Source organism: Gryllotalpicola kribbensis (assembly GCF_039538245.1).
Taxonomy (GTDB): Bacteria; Actinomycetota; Actinomycetes; order Actinomycetales; family Microbacteriaceae; genus Gryllotalpicola; species Gryllotalpicola kribbensis.
On record NZ_BAABBX010000014.1, the window covers coordinates 190,453 to 213,618 of the forward strand.

A 23,166-nucleotide genomic window follows, 5' to 3' on the forward strand; every position below is an offset into this window, starting at 1 on the left:
CGAGTAGCGCACGCCGGAAGCTGGTGGCCCAAGCGAGCGGGCGGCGTTACGCCTGCAGCGCCGCCTCGATCTCGATCGTGATCGTGACGTCGGAGCCGATCAGCACGCCGCCGCCCTCGAGCGCGGCGTTGTAGGTGAGGCCCCAGTCCTCGCGCTTGATCTTGGTGGTGGCGGTGCCGCCGGCCTTGTAGTTGCCGTACGGGTCGGACTGGAAGCCCGCGAACTCGAAGTCGAAGGTGACCGGCTTGGTCGTGCCCTTGATGGTGAGGTCGCCGTCGATCTTGAAGTCGCCGCCGTCGACGCGCACGCCGGTCGAGACGAACTCGATGTAGGGGAACTTGTCGGCCTCGAAGAAGTCGCCGGTGCGCAGGTGGCCGTCGCGGTTCGGCTCGCCGGTGTTGATCGAGGCGACCTCGGCCTTGGCAGTGACGGACGACTCGAGCGGGTTCTCGCCGGTGACGAAGGTCGCCTCGAACTTCTCGAACTTGCCGCGCACCTTCGCGATCATGAGGTGGCGGACGCTGAAGCCCACTTCGGTGTGGGTCGGGTCGACGACCCAGGTGCCGGCGCGGTAGCCGGGGATGTCGATGGTGTCGGTCATGGCTCTCGTACTCCTAGAGAATCGGATGGCCGAGGCGGATGCCCCGTCTGGTGCATGCAAGCGCATGGAATTGCTCTGTATTCCAGATCATCTTGAATTATTACGAAAGCCGCTGCTCGGCGGCGAGCCCCGGACGGCTCGGCTCGGACCGCGATCCCCCCTAGCGCGTCGCCGCCGCGCGCTCCACAAGCTCCCTGCGCCGCGCGTAGAACCTCACCGCCGGAGTCGACTCGACGGGCAGCGCGACCACGTCCTCCGAGGGCACCTCGCGCCCGGCATCGTCGACGTAGGCCACGTGCACCGGGGTCTCGTCGCTGCGTCGGATGCGCCGGCTGATCGGCCCGAACTCGCCCGGCGCGTGCCGGTCGCCCCAGTCCCGCAGCGCCGAGATGACGATGTCGAGCTCGCGGCCGGCCTGCGTCAGCACATACTCATCGCGGGCGCGCTCGCCGGGGGCGTGGTACTTCCGCCGCTCGAGAACGCCGGCGTCCACCAGCGAGCTGAGCCGCGCGCTCAGGATGTCGGGAGAGACGCCGAGCATCTCGCGGAAGTCGGCGAAGCGCGTGATCCCCGCGAGCGCCTCGCGAATGATCTGGAAGTTCCAGCGCGGCCCGAGGATGTCGACGGTGCGCGAGATCGAGCACAGCGCCTGGTACTCCCGGGCGTCCACCGGGTCGAGCTCGGGCTCGTGCGTGGTCGCGGTCAGGTCGGGCATGGTCACTCCTCGAAGGCGATGGAAGCCGTGTGCGCGGTCGCAGCGGTGCGTGATTCCGCAGCATTCTGCCGCGCGCGCAGCACCTGCGCAGTCACGAGCGAGCCGATGGCGAACACGCCCACCCCGATGGCGCCGACGTCGAGTGCGCTGCGCAGGCCGCCGCCGGTCGCGATGAACCCGAGTGCGACGGCCGTGGCGCCCTGCATCAGGTAGGCCACGAGATACACGGCCGAGATGGTGCCGGCGCGGTGGTGCGCGGGGGCGTTCTGGCCGATCAGCGCCAGCGCGCCCGAGAACATGAGCGCGTAGCCCGAGCCGGCGACGATCGTCGTGGCGACGAACACGGGCAGCGAGCCGGTGTAGGCCGCGTCGAGCAGCAGCGCGAAGGCAGCAAGGGTCACGACCGCCCCGATCGAGATCGAGTTGCGCGGCCTGACGGTGCGCGTCGCGAGCGCGGTCGCGCCGATGAACACCGACATGACGGCCATGATCGCACCGACCTCGAGCACGTTCGTCGCGTGCGTGATCTGCTCGGCGATCGTCGCGCCGAGGCTCAGGATGATGGCGCCGAACATGTACGCGGTGCTCATCGAGAGCGCGGCGACGAGGTACATCAGGCGGATGCCGGGTGCCACGGCGACGCCGCGCGGGCGCCATGCGCCCCTGGCCTCGTCGCGGGTGTGGCGCGGCATGAACCAGACCATCGCGGCGACGGCGGCGATCACGACGGTGAGCACCCAGAAGTCGAGGTGCAGCGGGAACGGCGCGTATTGGATCAGGGCGCCGCCGATGAGCGTGGCGAGGGCGAGGCCCAGCGCGGTCGCCGCCGTGGTCACGGAGCCGGCGGCGCGCTCGCGCCCCGCCCGGCTGAACTCGAGCACCGCCGCGGAGGCGGGGCTGAGCGCGAGGCCCACGCCGACGCCCATGAACACGCGGCCGACGAAGACGATGCCGATGTTCGGCGCGAGCGCGAACAGCAGGGTGCCGACGAGCATCGCCGCGAGGCCGAGCAGGATCGCTGCGCGACGGCCGATGTGGTCGGCGAGGTCGCCGAAGACGAGCAGCACGACGACGAGCGCGGCCGGGTAGACCGCGAACACCGCGTTGGTCACGGCCGTGGTGACGTGCCACTGCGACTCGTAGAGCGGGTAGGTGGTGCTGGGCGCGCCGCTGGTCCAGAGGGCGATGGCGGCGACGGCCGCGGCCGTCCAGTACGAGGCTGCCCTGGGCAGCGTGCGTGCGATGCGGTTCATCGGTCGTCCTGTCAGATCGAGTGCGGCGCCCAGAAGGGCTGAATACTCCTTCCCAACTCAGCGAGCTGAGTAGCTATTCCCAATTCAGGCGGCGCGCTCGGAAGCGGTGGGTGCGATGAAGAAGTTGTCGCGGAAAAGACCGCTCGGGTCGTAGCGCCGCTTGAGCTCGCGCAGGCGCGCGAGGTGCCCCGCCGGGAAGGCCCGGGCGAGCGCGTCGGGCCCCGTGTCGGTCTCGAAGCTGAGGTACAGCCCCGCGAAGTGCGGCTCAAGGCGCCGCCACCACTCGTCGAGACCCGACGATCGCGTTCCGAACGCCGCCACCGAGAAGTTCGCGCCCCGCCAGCCGTATGCCGTCGCCTCGGCCGGAACATCGGCGACGGCGCCGCCCACTGCGCGCAGCTGGAAGAAGTACGAGGCGCCCGCGTCGAGCAGGGCTGCGGCGTCGGCCGCGAAGGCCGGCGTGAGGTGCTCGATGAGGCCCGAGTGGCTGTGCGGCTCGCCCTGCGCCTGCTGCGGCTCGTCGCTTACGAACGCCGCCATGACCTGGTCGTAGGTGGCGAGCGCGACCGACTGATCGACGAGCGGCGCGACCCCGGCGATCGGCTGCAGCAGCTCGACGATCGTGTCGGGGTCGTCGCTGTCGACCGCGATGAGCGCCTGCGCATAGCGTGCGCGGCCACCGCCGCTGAGGATCACGGAGCCCGTGACACGGCGATCGGATGCCTCGACCGCGGCGCCCCACCGGGTGAGGAACCCCGCGGTGTCGCTCGCGTCGAAGGCGAGCTGCGCGAAGCCGAGCCTTCCCACGCGCTGCGCCTGGAACTCGAACGAGACCGCGACGCCGAAGTTCGCGCCGGCGCCGCGCATCGCCCAGAACAGCTCGGGGTTCTCATCGGCGGCGGCGCGCACGTGCTCGCCGCTGGCGAGCACGACATCGACCGAGCGCAGGTGGTCGATCGTCAGCCCGTGCTCGCGCGCGAACCAGCCCACGCCGCCCGCCGTCGCGAGGCCCCCGACCCCCACGCCGCCGTAGTCGCCGCTCGTGATCGCGAGCCCGTGCGGCGCGAGGGCCCGAGCGACGTCGAGCCAGCGCGCGCCCGGGCCGACGCGCACGCGGCCCGATGCCCCATCGAGCACCTCGATGTCGTCGAAGGCGCCGACGTCGATGACGAGGCCGCCGCGGTTCAGTGAGCGGCCGGAGAGGCCGTGGCCGGCGCTGAAGATGCCGAGGGGCAGCTCGCGGTGACGGCCGGCGAAGTCCACGGCATCCGCCACCTCGGCGACCGTCTGCGGTCGCAGCACGAGACCCGGCGCCCCGCCGCGCAGGTAGCCAGAGGTGTAGCGCGCGTACGCGACGTCGCCCGGCTCGACCGCGCGCTGCGCGAGCGACGCGGGGACGCCGTCGTAGTCGATGCCGGGCATCCGCTTGGCGCGCGCCGCGCTCGACCGCGTGCGAGCGGATGCCGCGGGAGTGCCCGCCTGCGCGCGCCCCGCCGCCACGCCCTCCCGCACCTGCGGAACGAGCTCGCCCGCGAGGAAGCGCAACGTGTCGGGGTCATCGCCCATGAAGATGAAGGTGCTGACGCCGTCTTCGAGGGCATAGCGCACCAGCTCTTCCGCGGTGCTCTGGGGGCTCACGTTCAGCAGGCGGACGATCTCGCCCGGGTCGCGGCCCGCCGCTGTCGCCGCCGCGTCGATCGTGGCGTTGCCGCGCTGCAGGTCGCCGGGCTGCAGGTAGGGCAGGCTGGGCAGCCACCCGTCGCCGACGCGGCCGATCAGGCGCAGCATGCGCGGCTTCAGCGCTCCGATCCAGATCGGGATCTCGTGGGCAGGGGCGGGGCCGCGCTTCGCGCCGTCCACGTGCCAGCGTGAGCCGGCGACGCGCAGGGGGCGGCGCTCGGCGGCGTCCCAGATTCCGCGGATGATCTCGATCGCCTCTGCGAGGGCGTCGACGCCCTGGCCGGGGGTCCAGGCGGGGCCGCCCATGGCGGCGATCGCGTCCCAGAAGCCGCCGGCGCCGAGGCCGAGCTCGAAGCGGCCGTGCGAGAGCAGGTCGAGGGACGCGGCGCTGCGCGCGAGCACGGCCGGCGGCCGCAGCGCGGAGTTGAGCACGTTGCCGCTGAGGTGGATGCGCTCGGTCGTCGCCGCGACCCAGGTGAGCAGGGTCCACGTGTCGCTGAAGCGCGGTTGGTACGGGTGGTCCTGGAAGGTGACCAAATCGAAGCCGAGCTGCTCGGAGAGCACGGCGAGCTCGACCGGTCGCTCAGCGGGCGAGTTGGTCGGGGTGATGAACGTGCCGAAGCGCAGGGGGTGGCCGTAGTCGGGCATGGGCACAAGCATCCGTTCTCGCTCTGTTTGCGGCAACATGCGCAGAAGTGACTCACAATAGGTAAGTGACCATCGAGGAACTTCGCACCGGCTGGGAGCAGATCGACGACGACGAGTGCCGTCGCGCGACGAGCATCGTCGAGCTGATCGGGCGCCGCTGGAGCAGCGCGATCATGCTCGCCGTCGCCCGCGGCGCCACGCGGTTCACCGAGATCGTGGCGTCGGTGGCCGGACTGTCGGACAGGATGCTGGCGCTCCGGCTCAAAGAGCTCGAGCACGCCGGGCTGATCGATCGCATCGTCGAGCCGACCACGCCGGTGACCGTGCGCTACGCACTGACCCCGCGCGGCCGCGACCTGCTGACCGCGCTGCAGCCGCTCGTGCGCTACGGGCAGCGCTGGGAGGCGGCAGAATCGAACCATGACTGACTCGGCCCTCTCCGCGGCAGAGGTCGCGCGCTACATCGACTTCACCCTGCTCAAGCCCGAGGCGACGCACGCCGACGTCTCGGCGCTGATCGCCGAGGCGATCGAGCTCGGCACCTACTCGGTGTGCGTCTCGCCCTCGATGCTTCCCGTCGACGTGCCGCTCGAGGCCGATCTCAAGGTCGCCGTCGTGTGCGGCTTCCCGTCGGGCAAGCACAGCTCGACCGTGAAGGCCGTCGAGGCGGCCGAGGCCGTGAAGCACGGTGCCGACGAGATCGACATGGTGATCGACGTGGGCGCCGCCAAGGAGGGCGACTTCGCCTACGTGCAGTCCGACATCGCCGCCGTGCGCGCCGCGGCGCCGGCGCCGACCGTTCTCAAGGTCATCATCGAGTCGGCGGTGCTGACCGACGACGAGATCGTCGCGGTCTGCCGCGCCGCCGTCGCGTCGGGCGCCGACTTCGTGAAGACGTCGACCGGATTCCACCCGAGCGGTGGCGCCACCGAGCACGCCGTCGCGCTGATGCGCGCGAGCGTGGGCCCCGAGGTCGGGGTGAAGGCCTCTGGCGGGGTGCGCACCATCGAGCAGGCGCGCGCCATGATCGCGGCCGGGGCGACACGGCTCGGCGTCTCCGGCGCGCGCGCACTGCTCGCGGGGGCGGCGACGACGGGCGAAGCGGGGTACTGAGTGCGGATGCCCGCGCGAGCTCGGTGCGTGCGCTGCAGCGCGGTCAGCGACGCGGCCTGACCCCGACGGGCGCGACGGCCTTGCGGCGCAGGTGCTCGTAGACGACCGAGGTGCGCACGTCGGCGATCTCGGGCCGGCTCGTCAGCTTGTCGATCACGAATGCGTACAGCGCGTCGTTGTCGGGAACGGCGATGTGCAGGATGAAGTCCTGGTCGCCCGTGGTCACGAACGCGCCAAGGGTCTCGGGCAACCCGGTGACCCAGTCGCGGAACCCCTCGATCGCCTTTCGCGACGGCGGGCGGATGCGCACGGCGACGAGTGCCTGCACGGGCCGGCCGACGGCAGCGAGGTCGACGTCGAGGCTCGCGCCGGTGATGACGCCGCGGTCGCGCAGCGCGCGCGTGCGCTCGAGCGCGGTCGTCGGCGCGATGCCGACGGCGGCGGCGACGTCGCGATTCGTCGTCCGTGCGTCGGCCTGCAGAACGGCGAGAATCGCCGCATCTAGTTCGTCGAGTTCGGCCATAGGGGGACCCTAGCCGTACGAAGTGCGGCCGTGTTGCACTGACTCCGCCGATCTGAATAGCTAGCGCCATGAGTTCCCTCACCATCGGCTTCGACCCTGACCTCTTCGACCCCACCGTTTCGACGCGCGAGGCGCCCCTCAAGTGGGTCATCGTGGTGGACTCCGCGCTGCCGCCGGGCCGTGCCGTGAATGCGGCGGTCTGCGTGGCCGCCGCCACCCAGGCGCGCGTCACGGGTCTGCTCGGACCCGAGGTGGCGGACGCCTCCGGTGCGCCGCACCCCGGGCTGCCGTGGCTCGGCTGCACGATCCTCGCGGCCCCGGGCGTTCGCCTTCCCGAGCTGCGCGCCAAGGCGGCCGCCCGCGAGGACCTGTTCGTCGCGGACATGGTGGCCGCGGCGCAGGCGACGCGCGTCTATGCGGAGTACGTCGACGAGCTGGCGGCGCGCGCGGCGGACGAGCACGAGTACCTCGCCCTCAGCCTGGTCGGCCCTCGCAACCGCGTCGACCGCCTCGTCGGAAGGCTGCCGCTGCTGGGGTGAGCGCCACCGGCCGGCGGGGCAAGATGGTTAACGTGACCGAAGAATTCCGCCTGCGCCAGATCGCGGTGGCGGCCTACGGTCCGGCCACCCTGTTCGGTCTCGCCGAGGGTGCGATCTTCCCCGTCATCGCGCTGAGCGCGATCGATCGCGGTGCGACGACCTCGGTCGCCGCGCTCGTCGCGGCGCTGATCGGCATCGGCTCGATCGCGACCAACATCCCCTCCGGCATCCTCGCCACGCGCATCGGCGAACGCCGCGCGATGCTCGTCGCGGCGGGCATCACGATCGTGGGCCTCGCCTTCTGCCTGATCGACCTGCGCGACCACGAGCTGTCACTGCTGACGTATGCGTTCGGCGTGCTGCTGATCGGCGCCGCGAGCTCGGTCTACAACCTCGCCAGGCAGTCGTACCTGACCGAGATGGTGCCCCCGCACATGCGGGCGCGGGCGCTGTCGACCCTCGGCGGCACGATGCGCATCGGCGTCTTCCTCGGCCCGTTCATCGGCGCGGCGGCGATGCACTTCTGGGGCCTCGACGGTGCATACTTCGTCGCGCTCGCCGCGATCGTCGCGGCCACCGTCATCGTCTATCGCGTTCCCGACCTCGAACTCGACGAGAAGCGGCGCAGCGCGGCGGCCGCCGTCACGACGGTCGGCATCGTCAAGCAGTATCGGCGCCTGTTCCTCACGCTCGGCATGGGCGTCTTGCTGCTCTCGGCGATCAGGCAGACGCGGCAGATCGTCATACCGCTGTGGGCGGCGCATCTCGGGCTCGAGCCGTCGGTCTCGTCGATCATCTACGGCGTCGCCGGGGCGATCGACGCCCTCACCTTCTACCCTGCGGGCAAGGTGATGGACCGCTACGGCCGCCGCTGGGTGGCCGTGCCGTCGACGATCGTGCTGGGGGTCTCGTTCGCGCTCATGCCCCTCACCCACGGTGTCGCCACCCTGGCCCTCGTTGCCATGATCATGGGCTTCGGAAACGGCATCGGCTCGGGCATCGTCATGACGCTCGGCGCCGACACCTCGCCCGCCGTCGGCCGGCCGACCTTCCTCGGCGTCTGGCGCGAGCTGGCCGATGCGGGTGCGGGCATCGGGCCGGTCATCCTGTCTGCCGTGACGGCCGTCGCCGGGCTCGCGCTCGGCATCGAGGTCAGCGCCGTCGTCGGCTTCGGGGCGGCTGCGGCCCTGTGGGCGTGGATTCCGAAGAACGCGGGGCGTGTGCGCGCCGGCGTCGCGCCCCCACCCACCGCAGCCCGTGCGGCCGGTGCGCCGTTGGCGGGCGACTCCGAGCCGTCGTAGCGGCGCCCGGTTTCACGGCTCAGCGCACGGGGTCGCGGTCGAGCATGTAGACGTCGTCAGAGTGCAGCTTCCAGTGCTCGACCACGTGATAGCCGGATGCCTCGAGCGACGGCACCCCGCGCACGTCGACCACCCCCTCCCCCGGGAAGTCCGCCTCGACGGCGAAGACGGTCGCCGCCGTGAAGCGGTGCTGCGCCGCAGCATCCTGAATCGTCATGAGCTCGTCCGACCAGGTGTGCCGCTGCCAGTACGGCGTGATGAGCTGCGGAACGGCGTCGCCACGGAAGTCGGCGGGGTATAGCCGCCATGCGGACTCCGGTCGGCGACTCGGCCGCACCACCTCGTCGAACGCGAGCTGGTCGCCCGGCCGCGCGTGCGCTGCGACGACGGCGCCGAACTGCGCCCAGTCGCTGCCGTTCTCGGCGTTCGGCCCGTGCTGGGCGAGGTCCGCGGGGGCAGCCGACGCAAGCACGAGCGCGAGGGCTGCCGCGCCGGCCGGCCGCCAGCTGCGGAAGGCGGCGTCGAGCGCGAGAGCCATGAGGATCGCGACCGCCGGGGCCGTGAAGGTCAGATAGCGGGCGGCGTAGTTGTGCAGGGTCGAGATCGTGCCGATCAGGAACGCGCTCGGCAGGCCGGCCCAGAGCAGGGCGACGAGGCCGAGGCCGCGATCCAGCGCCGCGTCTCGCCGCACCGCGACCACGACGACCGCGGCGCCGAGCAGGAGCCACCCGACGGCGGCGAACAGCGGGTCGTGGAACCACTGGTCGACGAGCCAGGCGGTCGCGGGCACGGGCCGGTGCGCGAGGAAGGCCACCTGATGCCGCTCGAGCAGGCCCAGCAGCACGATCGGCGAGGCCAGCACGAGGGCGACGGCCGAGGCGGCCGCCCAGCGCGCGAGCTGAGCGCGCCGACCGCGCCCCCAGAGCGCAGCCAGGCATCCGATCACCGCGATCAGGCTGCCGACCATCAGGTTGAGCGCCGCGCCTGCCCCGCACAGGACCGCGAGGCCGGCCCAGCCCGCGCTCGCCGGCAGCCGCCCGCGCAGCGTCGCCACGGCGAGCACGACGATCCAGGTCGCGACCGCCGCCGTCCAGGCATAGCTGCGCGCCTCGATGCCCGCGAAGTCGAGTCGCGGCAGGGCGACGGCGAGCACCGCCGCGAGGATCGGCAGCCGCCAGCTCGCGGTGAACATGCGGCTGAGCACGATCAGGCCGGCGACCGTGACGCCGGTCGCGATGGCCGAGGGGAATCGCAGCGAGAACGCGCTCGCGCCGAAGAGCGCGACCCACACGTGCAGCGCGGCGTAGTAGACGGCGTGCACGGCGTCGACATGCGTCACCTCGTGCAGGAACGACGGCAACGACCGCTGCGCCGACAGCGCCGAGGCCGCCTCGTCGCCCCACAACGACGGAATCCAGGACCCCAGGGCGGTGACGAGCGTCGCGAGCGCGCCCGCGCCGGCCGGCACCGTGACGGCGGGCGTGCGCAGCCGGCTGCGCAGCTGGAACTCGTGCGCACGGGGCGGGCGGGTGACCCACAGGGCGGTGCTCATACCGGGCAGAGAACCAGGGCAGGTCGAAGAATCCGTTAAGGAAGCCCAGGAACCCGCAGTGAGGGCGCGCGGGGTGGGCGGCCGGGCGCGGCGGCGCGCGGGGACTGCCCCGGCCCGCTCAGAACTCCGTCAGGTTCGCGCGCAGGTTGCCGTCGCCGTACTCGGTGCGCAGCAGGCCGCGACCGCGCAGCTCGGGCACCAGCTGGTCGAGGAAGCGGTGCACGGTCGTCGGGTGCAGGTCGCCCGAGAAGATGAAGCCGTCGTTGTCGGCGACCTCGCCGAACTCCTCGATGTAGTCGGCGATGTCCTGGGCGGTGCCGACCCAGCCGGCGCGGTCTGCGGCGCGGCCCTTGCGGGCGTGCCGCCGCAGCAGCTCGCGCAGGGTGTGCTCTTCGAACGACGACGCCCCCGCGAGCAGGCCCTTGATCGAGCCGCGCGAGACGTGGTCGCCGAAGATCGCGTCGGGGTCGATCGGCTTGTCCCAGTCGAGGCCGGTCAGGTCGGTCTCGAGGTCGCTCGACTGCCCGAGCAGGATGGCGTGCAGCTCGGCGTCGCTCGGGTTCTCGCTCGCGGCGACGACCCGGTCGACCTCTTCCTTGCTGGCGACGATCTCTGGCTTGAAGACGAAGAGCGTCTTGATCGACGCGGCCGAGCGCCCGGCATCCCTCGCGGCGTCGATCACGCGCTGGCGGTAGCCCGCCACCGACGACACGTCGAGCGGCGCGAGCGCGAGCTGCACTTCGGAGTTCGCGCCGGCGAAGGCGATGCCCCTCGGGCTGCCGCCGGGCGAGACGACGACCGGGTCGCCGTCGTCGAAGGGGATCGCGTTGAGCGGCCCCGTCACGTCGTAGTACTCCCCCGTGTGCCGGAACGCGTCGATCTTCGCGCCGTCGGCGAAGTGCCAGCTCTCGGTGTCGTTCACGAATGCGCCCTCGCCCCACGAGTGCCAGAGCTTCTTCACGACGGCGAGCCACTCGGTGGCGCGATCGTAGGCGCGGTCGTGCGGCAGCGGCCGGGCGCCGAAGTGGCGGCTCGACGCGACATCCGTCACCACGTTCATGCCGTACCGCCCGCCGCTCAGGTGGTGCAGCGTCGCCGCCTGACGGGCCGCCAGATAGGGCGGCGTCGCGACCGGGTTGATGGTCGGGGTGAAGCCGAGGTGCCTGGTCGCGTTGAGCAGGTACGGCACGAGCAGCAGCGGGTCGTGCTTGGGGCCGCCGTAGGCCTGGCGGGTGCGCAGGTCGATGGTCGAGGGATTCCCGATCGAGAGCGCGTCCTCGAGGATCACGAGGTCGAGGCCGGCCTGCTCGAGCTGCTGCACGGCGTGCACATAGAGCTCTGGCCGGAACCAGTCGTAGCCCCAGTGGTAGTCCGCGCGCCCCCACGCCTGCGGCCCGAAGCCGCGCGAGAAGAACCAGCCGAAGTGCTGCAGTCGCGTCATGGTGTCCTTCCTACCTCGCGGGCCTACGCCGCGGGGGCCGCGAGCGCCTGCTCGAGGTCGGCGATCAGGTCCGCGGCATCCTCGATGCCCACGGAAACCCGGATCGTGCCGGGCCCGATGCCGATCTCGGCGAGCTCGTCGGCCGTGAGATGGATGTGCGTCGTCGACGCGGGGTGCAGGATCAGCGAGCGCACGTCGCCGAGGTGCGTCATGCGGCTCCACAGCGTCACCTGGTTGATGAGCGCCTGCGCGGCCGGCAGGCCGCCCTTCAGGGTGAAGGCGAAGACGGCGCCGTAGCCGCCGCGCAAGTAGCGCTCGGCGTTCGCGTGATGCGCGTTCGATTCCAGCCCGCTGTAGTCGACGGATGCCACCGCCGGGCTCGCCTCGAGCCACCGTGCGATCTCGAGCGCGTTCCCCGACTGCTGCCGCATGCGCAGTGAGAGCGTCTCGATGCCGTGCTGCAGCAGGAAGGCGTTGAACGGCGAGAGCGTCGGGCCGAAGCGGCCGGCGAGGCTGCGGGCCTTCTGCGTGAACGTCTCGTTCGTGACGGTGTGGCCGTCGGCGCGGGCATCCTTGAGATACTCGCTTTCCGAGTCCACGATCGCTCCCCCGATCGCCGAGCCGTGGCCCGAGAGGAACTTGCTCGTGGAGTGCACGACGAGGTCGGCCCCGTGCTCGATCGGGCGCACGTGGAACGGCGTGCCGAGCGTGTTGTCGACGATGACGGGCACCCCGTGCTCGTGCGCGATGGCCGAGACGAGCTCGAGATCGGGGACGTCGTTGCGGGGGTTCGGGATCGACTCGATGAAGACGGCCCTGGTGTTCGGCCGGAATGCGTCGCGCAGCGAATCGGCGTCGTTCGGGTCCTTCACGAAGGTGGCGGTGATGCCGAAGCGCGCGAAGTCCTCGCGCAGCAGGCCGCGGGTGCCCTCGTAGATCGAGCGGGCCGAGACGACGTGGTCGCCCTGCTGCAGCAGCGTGAGGAACGCGATCGTCAGGGCGGCTTGGCCGCTTGCGACCGCGAGGGCGTCGGCGCCGTGCTCGAGGCCCGCGAGCTTGCGCTCGACGGCCGCGATCGTGGGGTTGCCGTAGCGCGTGTAGTAGTAGCCCTCGGTCTCGCCCGCGAACCGCTCGCGCGCCTGCTCGAAGTCGTCGAACAGGAAGCCGTTGCTCAGGTAGACCGGCGTGATGCGCGCGCCGTGGCCGCCGTCTGGTCGGATGCCGGCGTGCACCTGCTCGGTCGAAAAGCCCCACTCGGTGTTTCCCATGGTGCCTCGATCTTGGCCCCGCCGGCCGGAAGCGGCCCGCTGTGTGACCTGCGGTTACGCGCACGCGACTCGGTCTCCATTCGCCGCAGGCGGCGAGTCGACCAGCGTGCGCCCGCGGGTCGACTCGGCGCAGCCGAATGGAGACCGCTATGCGGGTCGACTCGGCGCAGCCGAATGGAGACCCGGCCCACAGCTTCCGCCGCGAGGATGGCCTCATGTCTGTCGTGAAGATCAATGCCATCGAGGTGCCCGAGAACGCCGGCCCCGAGCTCGAGTCGCGCTTCGCCGCGCGCAAGCACGCCGTCGACTCGGCCCCCGGCTTCGAAGGATTCCAGCTGCTGCGACCCGTCTCGGGCGAGACCCGCTACTTCGTCGTCACCACGTGGGCCGACGAGGCATCCTTCCAGGCCTGGCGCGAGAACGGTGCGGCGGCGGCGCATCATGGCGGCGCCGAGTCCGGCCCGCGCCCCGTGGCCACCGGCGCGAGCCTGCTCGAGTTCGAGGTCGTCGAGCTGTAGCCGTCGCGCCGCACCGCCGCAGGCGGGTCGCGGGCGAGCGCTGACGAAGGTCAGATCAGCGTGCCGACAACGACCGGTTTTGGACTTCGGCGTTGGGGGCCCAGCTCGGCTCCGGCGCGATGGCTGCGGAGATCCGCCGGCTCGCGATGCCCAGCTGTCGCGCCTGGGTGGGCGTGAGTGCCTGGAACACGAGACGGTCGACGAGTGCCTCGTGGCCGGGGGTCGCCTGGGCGACCTTCGCATGCCCGTCATCGGTGAGGGCCGCGAGCGTGAAGCGGCCGTCGCTCGGGTCGATGGTGCGCTTCACCCAGCCGCGGCCCTCGAGGCGCGAGATCGCACGTGACAGGCGGGACAGGGTGCAGCTGGCGTACCCGGCAAGAGTGCTCAAGCGCAGGGTTCGCTGCGGCGCCGTGTCGAGGGCGTAGAGGACGCCGTACTCGAAGTGGGTGATCCCGCTGTCGCGTTGCAGTTGAGCGTCGAGCGCAGCCGGGAGACGCTCGAGCAACGTCGCGATGGAGGACCAGATCTCCAGCCTCGTCAGCTCCTTCTGCGCGCTCCGCTGTGATTCGGGCATGCATGCACGCTACCCCACAGAACCGGTTTTCACTTGCTCAGGAAACTGAATTCGCCTAGTTTTACTTTCCTGCGCAAGTCAACTTCGGCGTTCGCAGCGCCGGGATCTGGATGAGGAATGGACCTGGGACTGTCGGGGCGGACGGCTTTCATCAGTGGCTCGACCCGCGGGATCGGTTACGCGATCGCATCCGCGCTCGCCGCCGAAGGCGCCCAGGTCCTCATCAACGGCAGGACGCAGGCCGGCGTCGACGCGGCGCTCAAGAGGCTGCGGGCCGAGTACCCCGGCGCGCGCCCATCAGGGCTGGCGGCGGATCTCGCGAAGCCCGAAGACGTCGCCCGCCTGCTCGACGAGGTGCGGGCCTTCGACATCGACATCCTCATCAACAACGCCGGCCAGTTCGGGCTCGCAGCGTTCGCCGACATCGACGACGCGGACTGGCGGCGCTACTTCGAGGTGAACGTCATGAGCGGGGTGCGCCTCGCACGGGCACTGCTGCCCGGCATGCTTCAGCGCGACTGGGGTCGTGTCGTCTTCATCTCCAGTGAGTCAGGGGTGAACGTGCCGGCCGACATGATCCACTACGGCACCACCAAGGCTGCGACGATCGCGCTCGGCAACGGTCTGGCGAAACTCACCAGGGGCACGGGCGTCACCGTCAACAGCGTGCTCGGCGGCCCGACCTACTCCGACGGCGTCGCGTCGACCGTCGAAGAGATCGCCGGGTCACAAGGCCTCTCGGTCGACGCAATGAAGGCGGTCATCATCGGCCAGAACCAGACGACCCTGCTCGAGCGCTTCATCGACCCCGCCGAGATCGCGGACCTCGTCGCCTACCTCGCCAGCGCGCGCTCGTCAGCCACCAACGGAGCCGCTTTGCGCGCCGACGGCGGTGTCCTGACCACGACCCTGTGATCGCCGCGCGACGGGCGCGCAGAGCCACGGGCGTCTCGTGGTCACGAGGTCGACTGCGTCACCTCGACAGACCCGAACGGGAACGGTGCGACGTGCCAGCCAGGCTGCACCCAGTAGTCGATCGGGATCGCCCGGAACCACGCGTAGGCCACGATGACCGCGATGAGCGCGACGGCCGGCGCGACGAACATGGCGCGCGTCAGGATGCGAACGACGGATGCTTCATCGGGTGCCCGGCGCAGGACGACGGCGATCGCCCCCAGCGCGATCGCCGCGATCAGGACGTAGATCACCGGGCTCGCGTGCATGACGACGTTCACCGAGGTCTGGGTGGCATCGGTCGGGTTGCCGTTGGCGTCGACGTGGTTGCCGTTGCCGTCCACGAACACCTCGGGGCCGACCCCGCCGCCCTTGCTCGCGAGCACCAGGCTGCCGTAGCCGAAGGCGCTCACTGCGGCGACCACGATGAGCCAGACGGTCCGCCGCAGCATCCGTGCGCCCGGAAGCGGCGTTCGCGTCGTCGTGGCGGGCGTCTCGAGCGTGGCGGTCATCGGACTCCGATCTCTTGCGCTCACTGTGGCAGATCGCTACGCCGCGAGGGAAGACCCCGCCGCTGCCGTACTCCGCGTCCGAATCCTGGCGAGGCCGGGCCGAATGGTGCTCTGCGTACGGTCACGCCTTCGCCTGGGCTTCTTACCAGCGCTCTCCGATCGAGTGACGCAGACGCACGATCTGATCTTCGAGACGCCGATGGCATTCCTCGTTGGTCGGCACATGACCCACGAGCCGGCCGAGATCGCGGCGGTAGCGATCCATCATCGCCTCGTCGCCGCCTGCCTCCGGGGTGAGAAACCACCCGGCCAATCTCGCCAGAACACCGATCGTCAGGACGCGGTCTTCGGGCGTGTACTCGTCATTGGATCCCACGCATGCATGCTTGAGGCTCGCAGCGACGCCCGCAAGCGGATCGGTCAGCGCGCCACCGGTGAACGGCTGGCCCACCCCGAATGGGCGACGCTCAGCCGTGGACGACTCGGCGATCGCCAATCGCGGTCGGTGGCGTTATGTACCCGAAGAGCGTGCGCGCATCGCCGGTGCACGGTGAGTCTGCTTTGCGCCCGGTCACGGCGATCACGACTTGGGTGCTTGTGTCAGTGATGGCGACCCGCGACGGTGTCACGCAGCCCTGTTTGCTGGCAACCAGGTAGATCCGGTTCGCGGCGCGATCGACCTTCTCAAGAGTCCAGGGGACCGTCGCCTCGTCCGAGGGAGGCGCACCGACGCTCATCGGCAGAGGCCCGCCTGACACTGTCAGCGGCGTCGCCGGCACCGAGGAGTTGCCAGTGGGCTGCCCCACGCTTGTGGAGGGCGGGTTCCGGGGAGACTGCGCGGCGGTCGGCTGAGAGCATCCGGCCAGCACGAGTGTGATGCCGAAGAGGATCGGGATCAGTGCGCGGCGCTCATGGGCTTCCCCCGTGGACGTCGTACTCCGTGCCGGCCGTGCCGAGAACCTCATGACCATCCGATGACCTCTCGCCGATGGTACTGACGATCTGGGGTCTGGCCGAGCTCGTGCGCGGCTTAGAAGGGTGCAATGCCGACGACGGAGAAGCGCGAACCGCTTGTCGAAGCGGCCGGCCCGAACGTGAGCATCGGCACCTTTGATGGCTGGCTGCACAGGCGCATGGACCGCTGTGCAGGCCGACGACATCATCGGCCGAAGCGTCAACTTCCTCGTGCGGCACCTTGGGGCTGACCGCGGCTCGCTGAGCGGTGGTTCAGCGAGCGATGTTGCGGCGGCCGACCGAGGACTGGAAGCGGAGGAGATAGCCGTCTGGGTCTGTGACGAGGAACTGCTGGACGCCGGCTGCGTGGTCATCGACGCGGTACCACTTCGTCTCGGGCTCCATGAAGAGTTCCACACCCGCTGCGCGCAGAGCTTCGGCGATATGCGAACAGTCCGGGACGCTGACTTGGAAGTTGATGCCGCGTCCGAGCGGAGATTCCAGAGCGCCGGTGACCCAGTTGCGCCCGACGCCGATCTGCTCGAGCATCACGTGCGCGGTGCCGCGAGCGATGTACGCGAAGCCTTCCTCAGGTCGTGAGTAACGAACCGAGAACCCGCAGAGCCCCACCCAGAATGAGAGGCTCCGAGACAGGTCAGCGACGAGCAGCTCGGGCACCAGGGCGGGTTCGAGGTCGGCATCCACGAAACCATCGTGGCAGCAGCGCGCGAGCTGATCGATCAGCGTTGGGCGGACGTCGCGCGTTTCGACAAGTCGACGCGACTCGTAGAACGCGCTCTGCGTCGGTTCGGCGCCCGTCAGGAGTACGAATTGCCGGATGTCGCGCGTGCGATAGAGCACTTCGTCGAGCAAGGCTTCTCCGGTACCGTGTCGTTGAGAGCGGGGCTCCATCAGCAGGTCCTGAAAGTAGGCGACCGTCTGACCATCCGAGATGGTCCGCGCCAGACCCAGCACGGTCGCAACTGTATGCCGACCGCCATCCTTGGGCTGGCGGCCCCGACCACTACGCCGCATTTCTTGAGAACGGCGAGCGGTTCAAAGTCGAGCTTGTCGCTCCCAGCGACGCGTCATGACGGAGTCGCCCAGCGGGCGCGCTGACGGAAGTTGCCGGCGGGAGACGGCGCGCTACCCGTAGTGGTATCTGCAGGAGGCGATGCGGACCTCATCCCCGACGAGTTTGTAGACCAGGCGGTGTTCGTCGGTGATGCGCCGGGACCAATATCCCGCGAAGTCGTGCTTGAGCGCCTCGGGCTTGCCGATGCCATCGTTGCCGTTGCGCTGGATGTCGACGAGCAGGGCGTTGATCCGCTTCAGCACCTTGCGGTCCTGTGCCTGCCACCACAGGTAGTCGTCCCAGGCGTTCTCGTCCCAGACGAGTTGCACGTCAGTCGGTCTCGATCAGCTCGTGTGCCTGGCCGCGCCCCGATTCCAGGCGCTCCATCGCGTCGAGGAGCCGGCGCGCGTTGGCGGGCGAGCGCATGAGATACGCCGTCTCCCGCAGCGACTCATAGTCCTCGAGCGAGACGATGACGACGGGTTCGTGGCCCGCGCGGGTGATGATGACTTCTTCGCGGTCGTCGACGACCGAATCGAGTACTTCGGCGTATTTTGCTCGCGACTCGGTGTAGCTCATGGTCTTCATGACGAACCTCCCGTACAGAAAAGTGTACGTCCTGCCGTCGCGAAACCGATGTTGGAATGCCTCGATAGCGGATCGGTCAGCGTGCCGCGCGTTCTTCACCGGCGCGTGGGTGGGCCGCACGCCCGACCATCTTTGCCAGTGGCAAGGCTGCGAGGCCGGCGGGCAGAACACCGGTACGGGCCCGTCACAGCGAGTTCTCGTGTCCGAGGGTGGCGGCGATGTCAGGGTTGGCTTCGGCGACTGGTTCGACGAAGTCGCGGTATGGCTGGTCGTAGGGGTCTTTCATGCCGACGCCGCGGGCGGTGTTTTCAATGTAGCCGCACCAGTGCCAGCCCAGGAACCAGGGCCGGGATGCGTATGCAGACAGTGCGGTGATGTAGCGACGGGCGCGGCCGGCCTGGTCGGGGATGTCGGAGGCGCGGTGCGGGCTGGTCGGGGTGGCGCACCAGTTGCCGGTGTCAGCGATGAGGATCGGCTTGCCTGTGTGCTCGTGGAGCGCGTCGAGGGTATCGAGGCTCCGGCTCAGCCGTCCGTCGCTGGCTCCGGTGAACACCTGCACGGCCCACGCGTCCACGTGCGGCTTCGCGGCTTCGAGCACTGCTCCGGGCATTCCCGCGGTCAGCCCGTAGCGGTCTCCGAGGATGAGGTGGTCCGGGTCGTGGCGGCGGATGGCCGCGGTGATCGTCCGGTGATAAGCGTCGGCGATCTCGAAGAGGACGCTGGGATCGTCCGCTCCGGGGAATCCCGCACCGGCGGGGTGGCCGGTCCAGCGCGGGGCGTCGGTGAGGAGGTAGCACAGCAGGTTTGGCCGTCCGGCGTGGGGTGCGACGTAGCGGCGGGCGAGGTAGTCGCAGTACTCGGCGAAGCCGGGGTCCCTCGGGTCACGGTACGCCGGGAACGCGTTCCACGCCTCGATCTCCAAGGGGCGCAGCGGCACGCAGTACGGCAGGCTCGCGCTCGCGTAGTCGGTGACGGGCCAGCCGTGCGTATGCGCGATGTCGACGAGGCCACCGCCGGCGGCGAGCTGCCGCCCGGACACCGCCTCCTCGGTGGCGCCGATGGTGGTGAAGCCCCACTCCTGCAGGTCGGCTTCCAGGCCGTTCCGGATCCATGCGGCCGTGCTGCCGTACCGCTCCTGCCAGAGACCGATGTTGTGCGGGTACAGCAGGTTCGTCTCGTCCGCATGGTTGACGCCGAGACTGACGAAGGCATGACCTCCCGGCCCGACGAACGTCCACCGGCCCGCACCCCGACGCAGGGAGAAGCTCCCCGGTGCCTCCGCGGGCGCCTCGCTGTCGCGGATCATGTGCTGGCGTCTCCGAGCCGCTCCAGCACCTCCGTGAGGCGGGCCAGCTCAGCGGACGGGATGCGCGAGACGAGGTGGCGTCGCACCGCTTCGGCGTGGACGGGGCGCGCCGCGGCGACGGCAGCGGATCCCGCGGGAGTGAGGGAGACCGTCACCCCGGGGCCGGCGGCCGCGTCGCGCAGAACCAGCCCACGCTCCTCCATACGGGTGAGCTGATGGGACAGGCGGCTGCGGTGCCACCCCATCGAGGCGGCCAGCTCGCTCTGCCTCAGCGTTCCGTCGCCGAGATCCTCCAAACGCGTCAAGATGCCGAAGTCCGGATCGGACAGCCCCGTCGCGGCGCCGATCTCCTCGGCCACCCGCGCCCTGACCGTGTCGCTCGCGCGCTTCCAGGCATGCCAGATGCGCGCCTCCTCATCCGAAAGACCCTTCACACCCCGAGCCTAGGTCACCCGTGTTGACATGACAACATTTTAGGGCGATCATGTTGTCATGACAACACAAGACACAGCTCGCCCGGTCGCACTCGTCACCGGGGCGAACAAGGGCATCGGCTTCGCCATCGCCCGCGGGCTCGCTGCCAAGGGCTTCACCGTGCTCCTCGGCGCCCGCGACCTCGCCGCCGGCCACGCCGCGGCCGAGACCCTGGACGGCGACGTGCGCCCGGTCCTGCTCGACGTGACCGACCAGCACCAGGTCGACGCACTCGCCGAGCTCGTCGAGAACGAGTTCGGCCGACTCGACGTGCTAGTCAACAACGCCGGCGCGAACACCCTCACCTTCCGCCCGATGGACCACCTGCCCACCCCGACCGAGGAGACGCCCGAGGACATGCGCCGCGTCTACGAGGTCAACGTCTTCGCCGTCGTGCGCATGATGAACGCCTTCCTGCCCCTGCTGATGAAGGCTGACGCGCCTCGCGTGGTCAACGTCACCAGCAAGCGCGGCTCCCTCGGCGAAGAGGGCGCCTGGGCCGGGCAGCCCTCCATGGTGTACTCCAGCTCCAAGACCGCCCTGAACGCGATCACCGTCCACTACGCCCGCGCCTTCACCGACACCGCACTCAAGATCAACGGCGCCGCTCCCGGCCACGTCGCCACCGACTTCAACGGCTTCCGTGGCACCCGCACCCCCGACGAAGGCGCCGCCGTCGCCATCCGCCTCGCCACCCTCGACGCCGACGGACCCACCGGCACCGTCTACGAAGACGACACGAGACTGGTCTGGTGACCAGGGTCTCCCGAGCGATCACGACGCAGACGCGTAAAGCCGAACTTCGACCGATTACCTCAGCTCCACCGATGTCGGCAACGGGATTGTCACTAATCATCCACACGTCATCACCCGCACCTGCCGCCTCAAGCGCGTATTCGAAGATGCATGGGTTCGCCTGCTCCGCGCCGACCGCTGGCTCGTGATGGTCCTGCCGATCCAGGGAGAAAGCCCCAGATCCGCAACGAGTTGCGGTAGTTCGAGTGCGTGACTGCTGAGGATCACGTTCCGGTACCCCGCGAGGAGAGCAGATCTCGCGCCGCGAGCCTGCCATCGAAGTCCCAGAAGACAACGCGTTCGCTCCCGCAGCGCACGCCGCCAGACGATGCGGTTCGGACGCGAGACTGCGCGCCCGATAGCCGATCGATCAGCGTGCGGCCGACAGATAGAACGGTTCGCTGTTGAAGAGCCCGTTTCGGGCAATGAGGGAAACGGTCTGACCAGCGGCGACGTTGACGGTGATGTCACGGGTTCCCATGAGGGAAGAGAAGCCGGGGTATCGGATGCCACCCGCGACGGTGTGCGTGCCGGCTTCGACATCGGTCGAGTGTGGGACGCCCCACCGGACCCGTTGCTCGGCTCCGTCGATCCGGACGAACGGGCGGGCCGTCAGCCGGAACCATCCGGCGCTGAGCCAGTAGCCCTTCATTGTCACAACGATCGTCCCTGCCACCCCCACGATGCTAGCTAGACGCAGAGGCAAGAAGCAGGGTGGCTTATTGCTGGGGAAGCCGAATGGTGATGTGCCCGCCGTCGAGGTCGGGCTTGTCTCCCGGCGTCGGTGCAGGCGCGGGTAGCTCGGTCTGCGCCTCCCACATGACGCGAGCGTTCTTTGCTTCGGGATGGAAGACTTCGTCGAACACGCCCACTGTTCCGGACTGTGCCTTCTTCCGCTGGCGCCGACGCTCGCCCTGGACGATCCACGGCATGGCGAAGAAGGCAACGAGGAAGAGAACCCCGAACGCGATCACCATGATTGTGATGACCTCGTGCTGCAACCCCATGGCGATGAGACTAGGCCGAGAACCACAAATTTGCGTCGCCGGATAGTCGATGGGTTTCCACGCAACTGCGGAGCTACGCAGCGTTGGCGGCGCGAACCGCAACCGTGATTGACCAGACCAGCCCACCCACGAAGGCAACCGACCACTCCCCAGACCACGACGCTCGCAAAGAGGCCGACGATGCTGCAGATCAGGAAGACGGTGAAAGCCACCGCTGCCGGAACCACGCCTGCTGCGTGCCCCGCCCTCCAGGCGGATTTGCTGCGCTGAAGCGGCGGAATCCGGATGCCGATTGTCGAGTTCAGCCCAATGTAACCGTGACCCGCCGCCCAATTGATGATCGCGAGCGCCAACAGCACGGCGGTGAAAACCCACCTCAGCGGCCCCATGACCTCGACGGAATTCTGCACAAGAGTCGACTCTCACTCGACACTGCCATACAAGGGCCCTGACCTGCCCGTGGAGCGATCGGTCTGCGCGCATCGCTTTGGGCGACTCGTCGGCAGTAGGTCGATTCTGATGTCCGCGTTTGATCGATCATCGGGCTTCAGCGTCGAGCGGCCTTGGGACTACATTTCTACCGTGAGCGAAGACGACGACCGCCAGCCGCTCATTCGAGCAATGTTCGGGCGGCCCCGGCTGTGGAGAGGCGTCTTGATGACGTGCCTGGGCGCGGTCTGGCTTGCGCTGGCGATCGCGGAGGGTCTGACGACGCTGCGGATCGTGCTCGGCATCGTGTGGTCCTTGCTCGGAGTCGGGTACCTGGTCGTCGGAGCGTACGACCGGGTCCACCGTAGTGGGGCGTACGCCCGACCTTAGGAGCTCGGTCGTATGCAGCGCGATAGCCCGTCCCCCATCACGCGGAGTCGCGCGGAAAGCGGCCGCCGCATGGCCGCGGTCTGTACCAATGCCCGTTTGCCCCGCCCGCTGAAGATGCCCGCACAGGCACCTCGACTGCAACGGCACAGGTGAGCGCCGCCCGCGCTACAACGCCCGCGCTGCACCGCGCGCGAGCTGCCCCCGTCGACGCGGATGCCCCGCGGGCCGTGCTCGTCGGCGTAAAGCTTCGTGAACGACGCGAGACCCGCGCGGATCGTCGCGGAGACCGGGTAGTTCGGGTTCGGCTCGAACGGCGAGCTGGTCGAGATGTTGACGATCGAGCCGCCGCCGGCCTCGAGCAGGTGCGGCGTGACGATGCGCGCCATGCGCACGACGTTCAGCAGGTAGAGCTCGAGGCCGTCCTGCCAGTCCTGGTCGGTGAGCTCGAGGATCTTGCCCTTCGCGGCATGCCCCGAGCAGTTCACGACCGTGTCGACGCGGCCGTACTCGGTAACGGCGAGGTCGACGACGGCCTGCAGATCGTCCACCGAGCGGTTCGAGCCGTCGAGGCCCACGCCGCCGAGCTCGCGGGCGAGCGCCGCGCCCCGGCCAGAGGGCGACATCGCCGCGATGCGGTACCCGGCCGAGGCGAGCTCGGTCGCGCACGCGGCACCGAGCTTCGCGTAGTGCTCGGTCAGAAGGTCGACGGCGAGGGTCGACAGCTCGGGGTCGGCCGCGAGCGCCTCGGGCGGGAACTGCCCGCCGACCTGCGCGAGCGCCGTGTCGAGCATCTGCCCGCGGATCTCGAGGTACTTCTTGCGCGCCTCGTTGTCGGACAGGCGCTTCTCGAGCGCGAGGATCAGACCGATGATCCAGAACGTGTCTTTGACGTGCCCGCGCTCGGATGCCGGAGCAGACGACCCCGCGATCGACGCGCGCAGCAGCTGCTGCACACC

At 69.8% G+C, this 23,166-nt stretch carries 27 protein-coding genes and 1 pseudogene; 8 read left to right on the forward strand and 20 right to left on the reverse strand.

Annotated features, from left to right (window positions below; genetic code table 11):
- Window positions 1–46: 46 nt before the first annotated feature.
- The 4 genes from ABD716_RS09030 to ABD716_RS09045 all read right to left on the reverse strand — a co-directional run bounded on the left by ABD716_RS09030 (window position 47) and on the right by ABD716_RS09045 (window position 4,897).
- On the reverse strand, window positions 47–601 hold the full coding sequence (locus ABD716_RS09030) for a YceI family protein (protein WP_344776012.1): 555 nt from the start codon (window positions 599–601) through the stop codon (window positions 47–49).
- Between the two features lie 160 nt (window positions 602–761).
- Window positions 762–1,316, reverse strand: coding sequence for a winged helix-turn-helix transcriptional regulator (locus ABD716_RS09035; RefSeq protein WP_344776014.1), 555 nt, complete (start codon window positions 1,314–1,316; stop codon window positions 762–764).
- 2 nt (window positions 1,317–1,318) lie between these two features.
- A complete protein-coding gene (locus tag ABD716_RS09040; protein ID WP_344776016.1) occupies window positions 1,319–2,569 on the reverse strand; it encodes an MFS transporter in 1,251 nt (416 codons plus the stop codon).
- 84 nt (window positions 2,570–2,653) lie between these two features.
- Window positions 2,654–4,897 carry an LLM class flavin-dependent oxidoreductase gene (locus ABD716_RS09045; protein ID WP_344776018.1) on the reverse strand — a complete coding sequence of 748 codons (2,244 nt, stop codon included), beginning with the start codon at window positions 4,895–4,897 and terminating at the stop codon, window positions 2,654–2,656.
- Between the two features lie 65 nt (window positions 4,898–4,962).
- Here ABD716_RS09045 and ABD716_RS09050 point away from each other — a divergent pair, with 65 nt between their 5' ends.
- On the forward strand, window positions 4,963–5,325 hold the full coding sequence (locus ABD716_RS09050; protein ID WP_344776020.1) for a winged helix-turn-helix transcriptional regulator: 363 nt from the start codon (window positions 4,963–4,965) through the stop codon (window positions 5,323–5,325).
- The gene (deoC, locus tag ABD716_RS09055) at window positions 5,318–6,010 is read left to right on the forward strand and encodes a deoxyribose-phosphate aldolase (RefSeq protein WP_344776022.1); all 693 of its coding nucleotides are present in this window, start codon (window positions 5,318–5,320) and stop codon (window positions 6,008–6,010) included. The genes ABD716_RS09050 and deoC overlap by 8 nt, the downstream gene beginning before the upstream one ends.
- 43 nt (window positions 6,011–6,053) lie before the next feature.
- Here deoC and ABD716_RS09060 read toward each other — a convergent pair whose 3' ends face one another.
- Complete coding sequence (locus ABD716_RS09060; RefSeq protein ID WP_344776024.1) at window positions 6,054–6,533, reverse strand: Lrp/AsnC family transcriptional regulator; 480 nt, start codon at window positions 6,531–6,533, stop codon at window positions 6,054–6,056.
- A 68-nt stretch (window positions 6,534–6,601) separates the two neighbouring features.
- On the opposite strand from ABD716_RS09060, the gene ABD716_RS09065 reads away from it, so the two are divergent.
- Together ABD716_RS09065 and ABD716_RS09070 are read left to right on the forward strand one after the other, a co-directional pair.
- Window positions 6,602–7,072: a DUF2000 domain-containing protein gene (locus ABD716_RS09065; protein WP_344776026.1), complete on the forward strand. Its 471-nt coding sequence runs from the start codon at window positions 6,602–6,604 to the stop codon at window positions 7,070–7,072.
- Window positions 7,073–7,104: 32 nt separating this feature from the next.
- Window positions 7,105–8,373, forward strand: a complete 1,269-nt coding sequence (locus ABD716_RS09070) for an MFS transporter (protein WP_425553415.1) — start codon at window positions 7,105–7,107, stop codon at window positions 8,371–8,373.
- 19 nt (window positions 8,374–8,392) lie between these two features.
- Here ABD716_RS09070 and ABD716_RS09075 read toward each other — a convergent pair whose 3' ends face one another.
- From ABD716_RS09075 to ABD716_RS09085, 3 genes are all read right to left on the reverse strand, one after another.
- Complete coding sequence (locus tag ABD716_RS09075; protein WP_344776028.1) at window positions 8,393–9,925, reverse strand: glycosyltransferase family 39 protein; 1,533 nt, start codon at window positions 9,923–9,925, stop codon at window positions 8,393–8,395.
- A gap of 118 nt (window positions 9,926–10,043) precedes the next feature.
- A complete protein-coding gene (locus ABD716_RS09080) occupies window positions 10,044–11,366 on the reverse strand; it encodes an LLM class flavin-dependent oxidoreductase (RefSeq protein ID WP_344776030.1) in 1,323 nt (440 codons plus the stop codon).
- 23 nt (window positions 11,367–11,389) lie between these two features.
- Window positions 11,390–12,634 (reverse strand): O-acetylhomoserine aminocarboxypropyltransferase/cysteine synthase family protein, encoded by a 1,245-nt coding sequence (locus tag ABD716_RS09085; RefSeq protein ID WP_344776032.1) that lies wholly within the window; start codon window positions 12,632–12,634, stop codon window positions 11,390–11,392.
- Window positions 12,635–12,849: 215 nt separating this feature from the next.
- Between ABD716_RS09085 and ABD716_RS09090 the strand changes: the two genes are divergently transcribed.
- Entirely contained in the window at window positions 12,850–13,152 is a 303-nt protein-coding gene (locus tag ABD716_RS09090; RefSeq protein ID WP_344776034.1) for an antibiotic biosynthesis monooxygenase family protein, read from the forward strand.
- Between the two features lie 55 nt (window positions 13,153–13,207).
- Here ABD716_RS09090 and ABD716_RS09095 read toward each other — a convergent pair whose 3' ends face one another.
- On the reverse strand, window positions 13,208–13,726 hold the full coding sequence (locus ABD716_RS09095; RefSeq protein WP_344776036.1) for a MarR family winged helix-turn-helix transcriptional regulator: 519 nt from the start codon (window positions 13,724–13,726) through the stop codon (window positions 13,208–13,210).
- A 117-nt stretch (window positions 13,727–13,843) separates the two neighbouring features.
- Here ABD716_RS09095 and ABD716_RS09100 point away from each other — a divergent pair, with 117 nt between their 5' ends.
- Window positions 13,844–14,641 (forward strand): SDR family NAD(P)-dependent oxidoreductase, encoded by a 798-nt coding sequence (locus ABD716_RS09100; RefSeq protein ID WP_344776038.1) that lies wholly within the window; start codon window positions 13,844–13,846, stop codon window positions 14,639–14,641.
- A gap of 41 nt (window positions 14,642–14,682) precedes the next feature.
- On the opposite strand, the gene ABD716_RS09105 is transcribed toward ABD716_RS09100, so the two are convergent.
- The 7 genes from ABD716_RS09105 to ABD716_RS09135 form a co-directional block, all read right to left on the reverse strand.
- A complete protein-coding gene (locus ABD716_RS09105; RefSeq protein WP_344776040.1) occupies window positions 14,683–15,192 on the reverse strand; it encodes a hypothetical protein in 510 nt (169 codons plus the stop codon).
- A 142-nt stretch (window positions 15,193–15,334) separates the two neighbouring features.
- Complete coding sequence (locus ABD716_RS09110) at window positions 15,335–15,688, reverse strand: hypothetical protein (protein ID WP_344776042.1); 354 nt, start codon at window positions 15,686–15,688, stop codon at window positions 15,335–15,337.
- A 731-nt stretch (window positions 15,689–16,419) separates the two neighbouring features.
- Window positions 16,420–17,121 carry a VOC family protein gene (locus ABD716_RS09115; protein WP_344776043.1) on the reverse strand — a complete coding sequence of 234 codons (702 nt, stop codon included), beginning with the start codon at window positions 17,119–17,121 and terminating at the stop codon, window positions 16,420–16,422.
- Between the two features lie 171 nt (window positions 17,122–17,292).
- On the reverse strand, window positions 17,293–17,550 hold the full coding sequence (locus ABD716_RS09120) for a Txe/YoeB family addiction module toxin (RefSeq protein WP_344776045.1): 258 nt from the start codon (window positions 17,548–17,550) through the stop codon (window positions 17,293–17,295).
- A gap of 1 nt (window position 17,551) precedes the next feature.
- Window positions 17,552–17,809 carry a type II toxin-antitoxin system Phd/YefM family antitoxin gene (locus ABD716_RS09125; protein WP_344776047.1) on the reverse strand — a complete coding sequence of 86 codons (258 nt, stop codon included), beginning with the start codon at window positions 17,807–17,809 and terminating at the stop codon, window positions 17,552–17,554.
- A gap of 184 nt (window positions 17,810–17,993) precedes the next feature.
- Window positions 17,994–19,115, reverse strand: coding sequence for a glycoside hydrolase family 113 protein (locus ABD716_RS09130; protein WP_344776049.1), 1,122 nt, complete (start codon window positions 19,113–19,115; stop codon window positions 17,994–17,996).
- Window positions 19,112–19,549: a MarR family winged helix-turn-helix transcriptional regulator gene (locus tag ABD716_RS09135; RefSeq protein ID WP_344776051.1), complete on the reverse strand. Its 438-nt coding sequence runs from the start codon at window positions 19,547–19,549 to the stop codon at window positions 19,112–19,114. The genes ABD716_RS09130 and ABD716_RS09135 overlap by 4 nt, the downstream gene beginning before the upstream one ends.
- 58 nt (window positions 19,550–19,607) lie before the next feature.
- Here ABD716_RS09135 and ABD716_RS09140 point away from each other — a divergent pair, with 58 nt between their 5' ends.
- Complete coding sequence (locus ABD716_RS09140; protein ID WP_344776053.1) at window positions 19,608–20,345, forward strand: SDR family oxidoreductase; 738 nt, start codon at window positions 19,608–19,610, stop codon at window positions 20,343–20,345.
- 46 nt (window positions 20,346–20,391) lie between these two features.
- Here the strand turns inward: ABD716_RS09140 and ABD716_RS16380 are convergent.
- From ABD716_RS16380 to ABD716_RS09150, 3 genes and pseudogenes are all read right to left on the reverse strand, one after another.
- Window positions 20,392–20,661 (reverse strand): annotated as a pseudogene (locus ABD716_RS16380) (HAD hydrolase-like protein); the annotation flags it as partial.
- A gap of 93 nt (window positions 20,662–20,754) precedes the next feature.
- On the reverse strand, window positions 20,755–21,060 hold the full coding sequence (locus ABD716_RS09145) for a hypothetical protein (RefSeq protein WP_344776055.1): 306 nt from the start codon (window positions 21,058–21,060) through the stop codon (window positions 20,755–20,757).
- Between the two features lie 43 nt (window positions 21,061–21,103).
- A complete protein-coding gene (locus ABD716_RS09150) occupies window positions 21,104–21,391 on the reverse strand; it encodes a hypothetical protein (protein ID WP_344776057.1) in 288 nt (95 codons plus the stop codon).
- A gap of 582 nt (window positions 21,392–21,973) precedes the next feature.
- Between ABD716_RS09150 and ABD716_RS09155 the strand changes: the two genes are divergently transcribed.
- Window positions 21,974–22,210, forward strand: a complete 237-nt coding sequence (locus tag ABD716_RS09155; protein ID WP_344776059.1) for a hypothetical protein — start codon at window positions 21,974–21,976, stop codon at window positions 22,208–22,210.
- On the opposite strand, the gene ABD716_RS09160 is transcribed toward ABD716_RS09155, so the two are convergent.
- Window positions 22,207–23,163, reverse strand: coding sequence for an SDR family oxidoreductase (locus tag ABD716_RS09160; protein ID WP_344776061.1), 957 nt, complete (start codon window positions 23,161–23,163; stop codon window positions 22,207–22,209). The genes ABD716_RS09155 and ABD716_RS09160 overlap by 4 nt on opposite strands.
- Between the last annotated feature and the right edge of the window lie 3 nt (window positions 23,164–23,166).

Excerpts from the sequence above, each read along its gene's own strand:
- ABD716_RS09030 (WP_344776012.1), bottom strand. The coding sequence starts at position 601 with ATGACCGACACCATCGACATCCCCGGCTACCGCGCCGGCACCTGGGTC.
- ABD716_RS09035 (WP_344776014.1), bottom strand. The coding sequence starts at position 1,316 with ATGCCCGACCTGACCGCGACCACGCACGAGCCCGAGCTCGACCCGGTG.
- ABD716_RS09040 (WP_344776016.1), bottom strand. The coding sequence starts at position 2,569 with ATGAACCGCATCGCACGCACGCTGCCCAGGGCAGCCTCGTACTGGACG.
- ABD716_RS09045 (WP_344776018.1), bottom strand. The coding sequence starts at position 4,897 with ATGCCCGACTACGGCCACCCCCTGCGCTTCGGCACGTTCATCACCCCG.
- deoC (WP_344776022.1), top strand. The coding sequence starts at position 5,318 with ATGACTGACTCGGCCCTCTCCGCGGCAGAGGTCGCGCGCTACATCGAC.
- ABD716_RS09060 (WP_344776024.1), bottom strand. The coding sequence starts at position 6,533 with ATGGCCGAACTCGACGAACTAGATGCGGCGATTCTCGCCGTTCTGCAG.
- ABD716_RS09065 (WP_344776026.1), top strand. The coding sequence starts at position 6,602 with ATGAGTTCCCTCACCATCGGCTTCGACCCTGACCTCTTCGACCCCACC.
- ABD716_RS09075 (WP_344776028.1), bottom strand. The coding sequence starts at position 9,925 with ATGAGCACCGCCCTGTGGGTCACCCGCCCGCCCCGTGCGCACGAGTTC.
- ABD716_RS09080 (WP_344776030.1), bottom strand. The coding sequence starts at position 11,366 with ATGACGCGACTGCAGCACTTCGGCTGGTTCTTCTCGCGCGGCTTCGGG.
- ABD716_RS09085 (WP_344776032.1), bottom strand. The coding sequence starts at position 12,634 with ATGGGAAACACCGAGTGGGGCTTTTCGACCGAGCAGGTGCACGCCGGC.
- ABD716_RS09090 (WP_344776034.1), top strand. The coding sequence starts at position 12,850 with ATGTCTGTCGTGAAGATCAATGCCATCGAGGTGCCCGAGAACGCCGGC.
- ABD716_RS09095 (WP_344776036.1), bottom strand. The coding sequence starts at position 13,726 with ATGCCCGAATCACAGCGGAGCGCGCAGAAGGAGCTGACGAGGCTGGAG.
- ABD716_RS09100 (WP_344776038.1), top strand. The coding sequence starts at position 13,844 with ATGGACCTGGGACTGTCGGGGCGGACGGCTTTCATCAGTGGCTCGACC.
- ABD716_RS09105 (WP_344776040.1), bottom strand. The coding sequence starts at position 15,192 with ATGACCGCCACGCTCGAGACGCCCGCCACGACGACGCGAACGCCGCTT.
- ABD716_RS09125 (WP_344776047.1), bottom strand. The coding sequence starts at position 17,809 with ATGAAGACCATGAGCTACACCGAGTCGCGAGCAAAATACGCCGAAGTA.
- ABD716_RS09130 (WP_344776049.1), bottom strand. The coding sequence starts at position 19,115 with ATGATCCGCGACAGCGAGGCGCCCGCGGAGGCACCGGGGAGCTTCTCC.
- ABD716_RS09140 (WP_344776053.1), top strand. The coding sequence starts at position 19,608 with ATGACAACACAAGACACAGCTCGCCCGGTCGCACTCGTCACCGGGGCG.
- ABD716_RS09150 (WP_344776057.1), bottom strand. The coding sequence starts at position 21,391 with ATGGGGTTGCAGCACGAGGTCATCACAATCATGGTGATCGCGTTCGGG.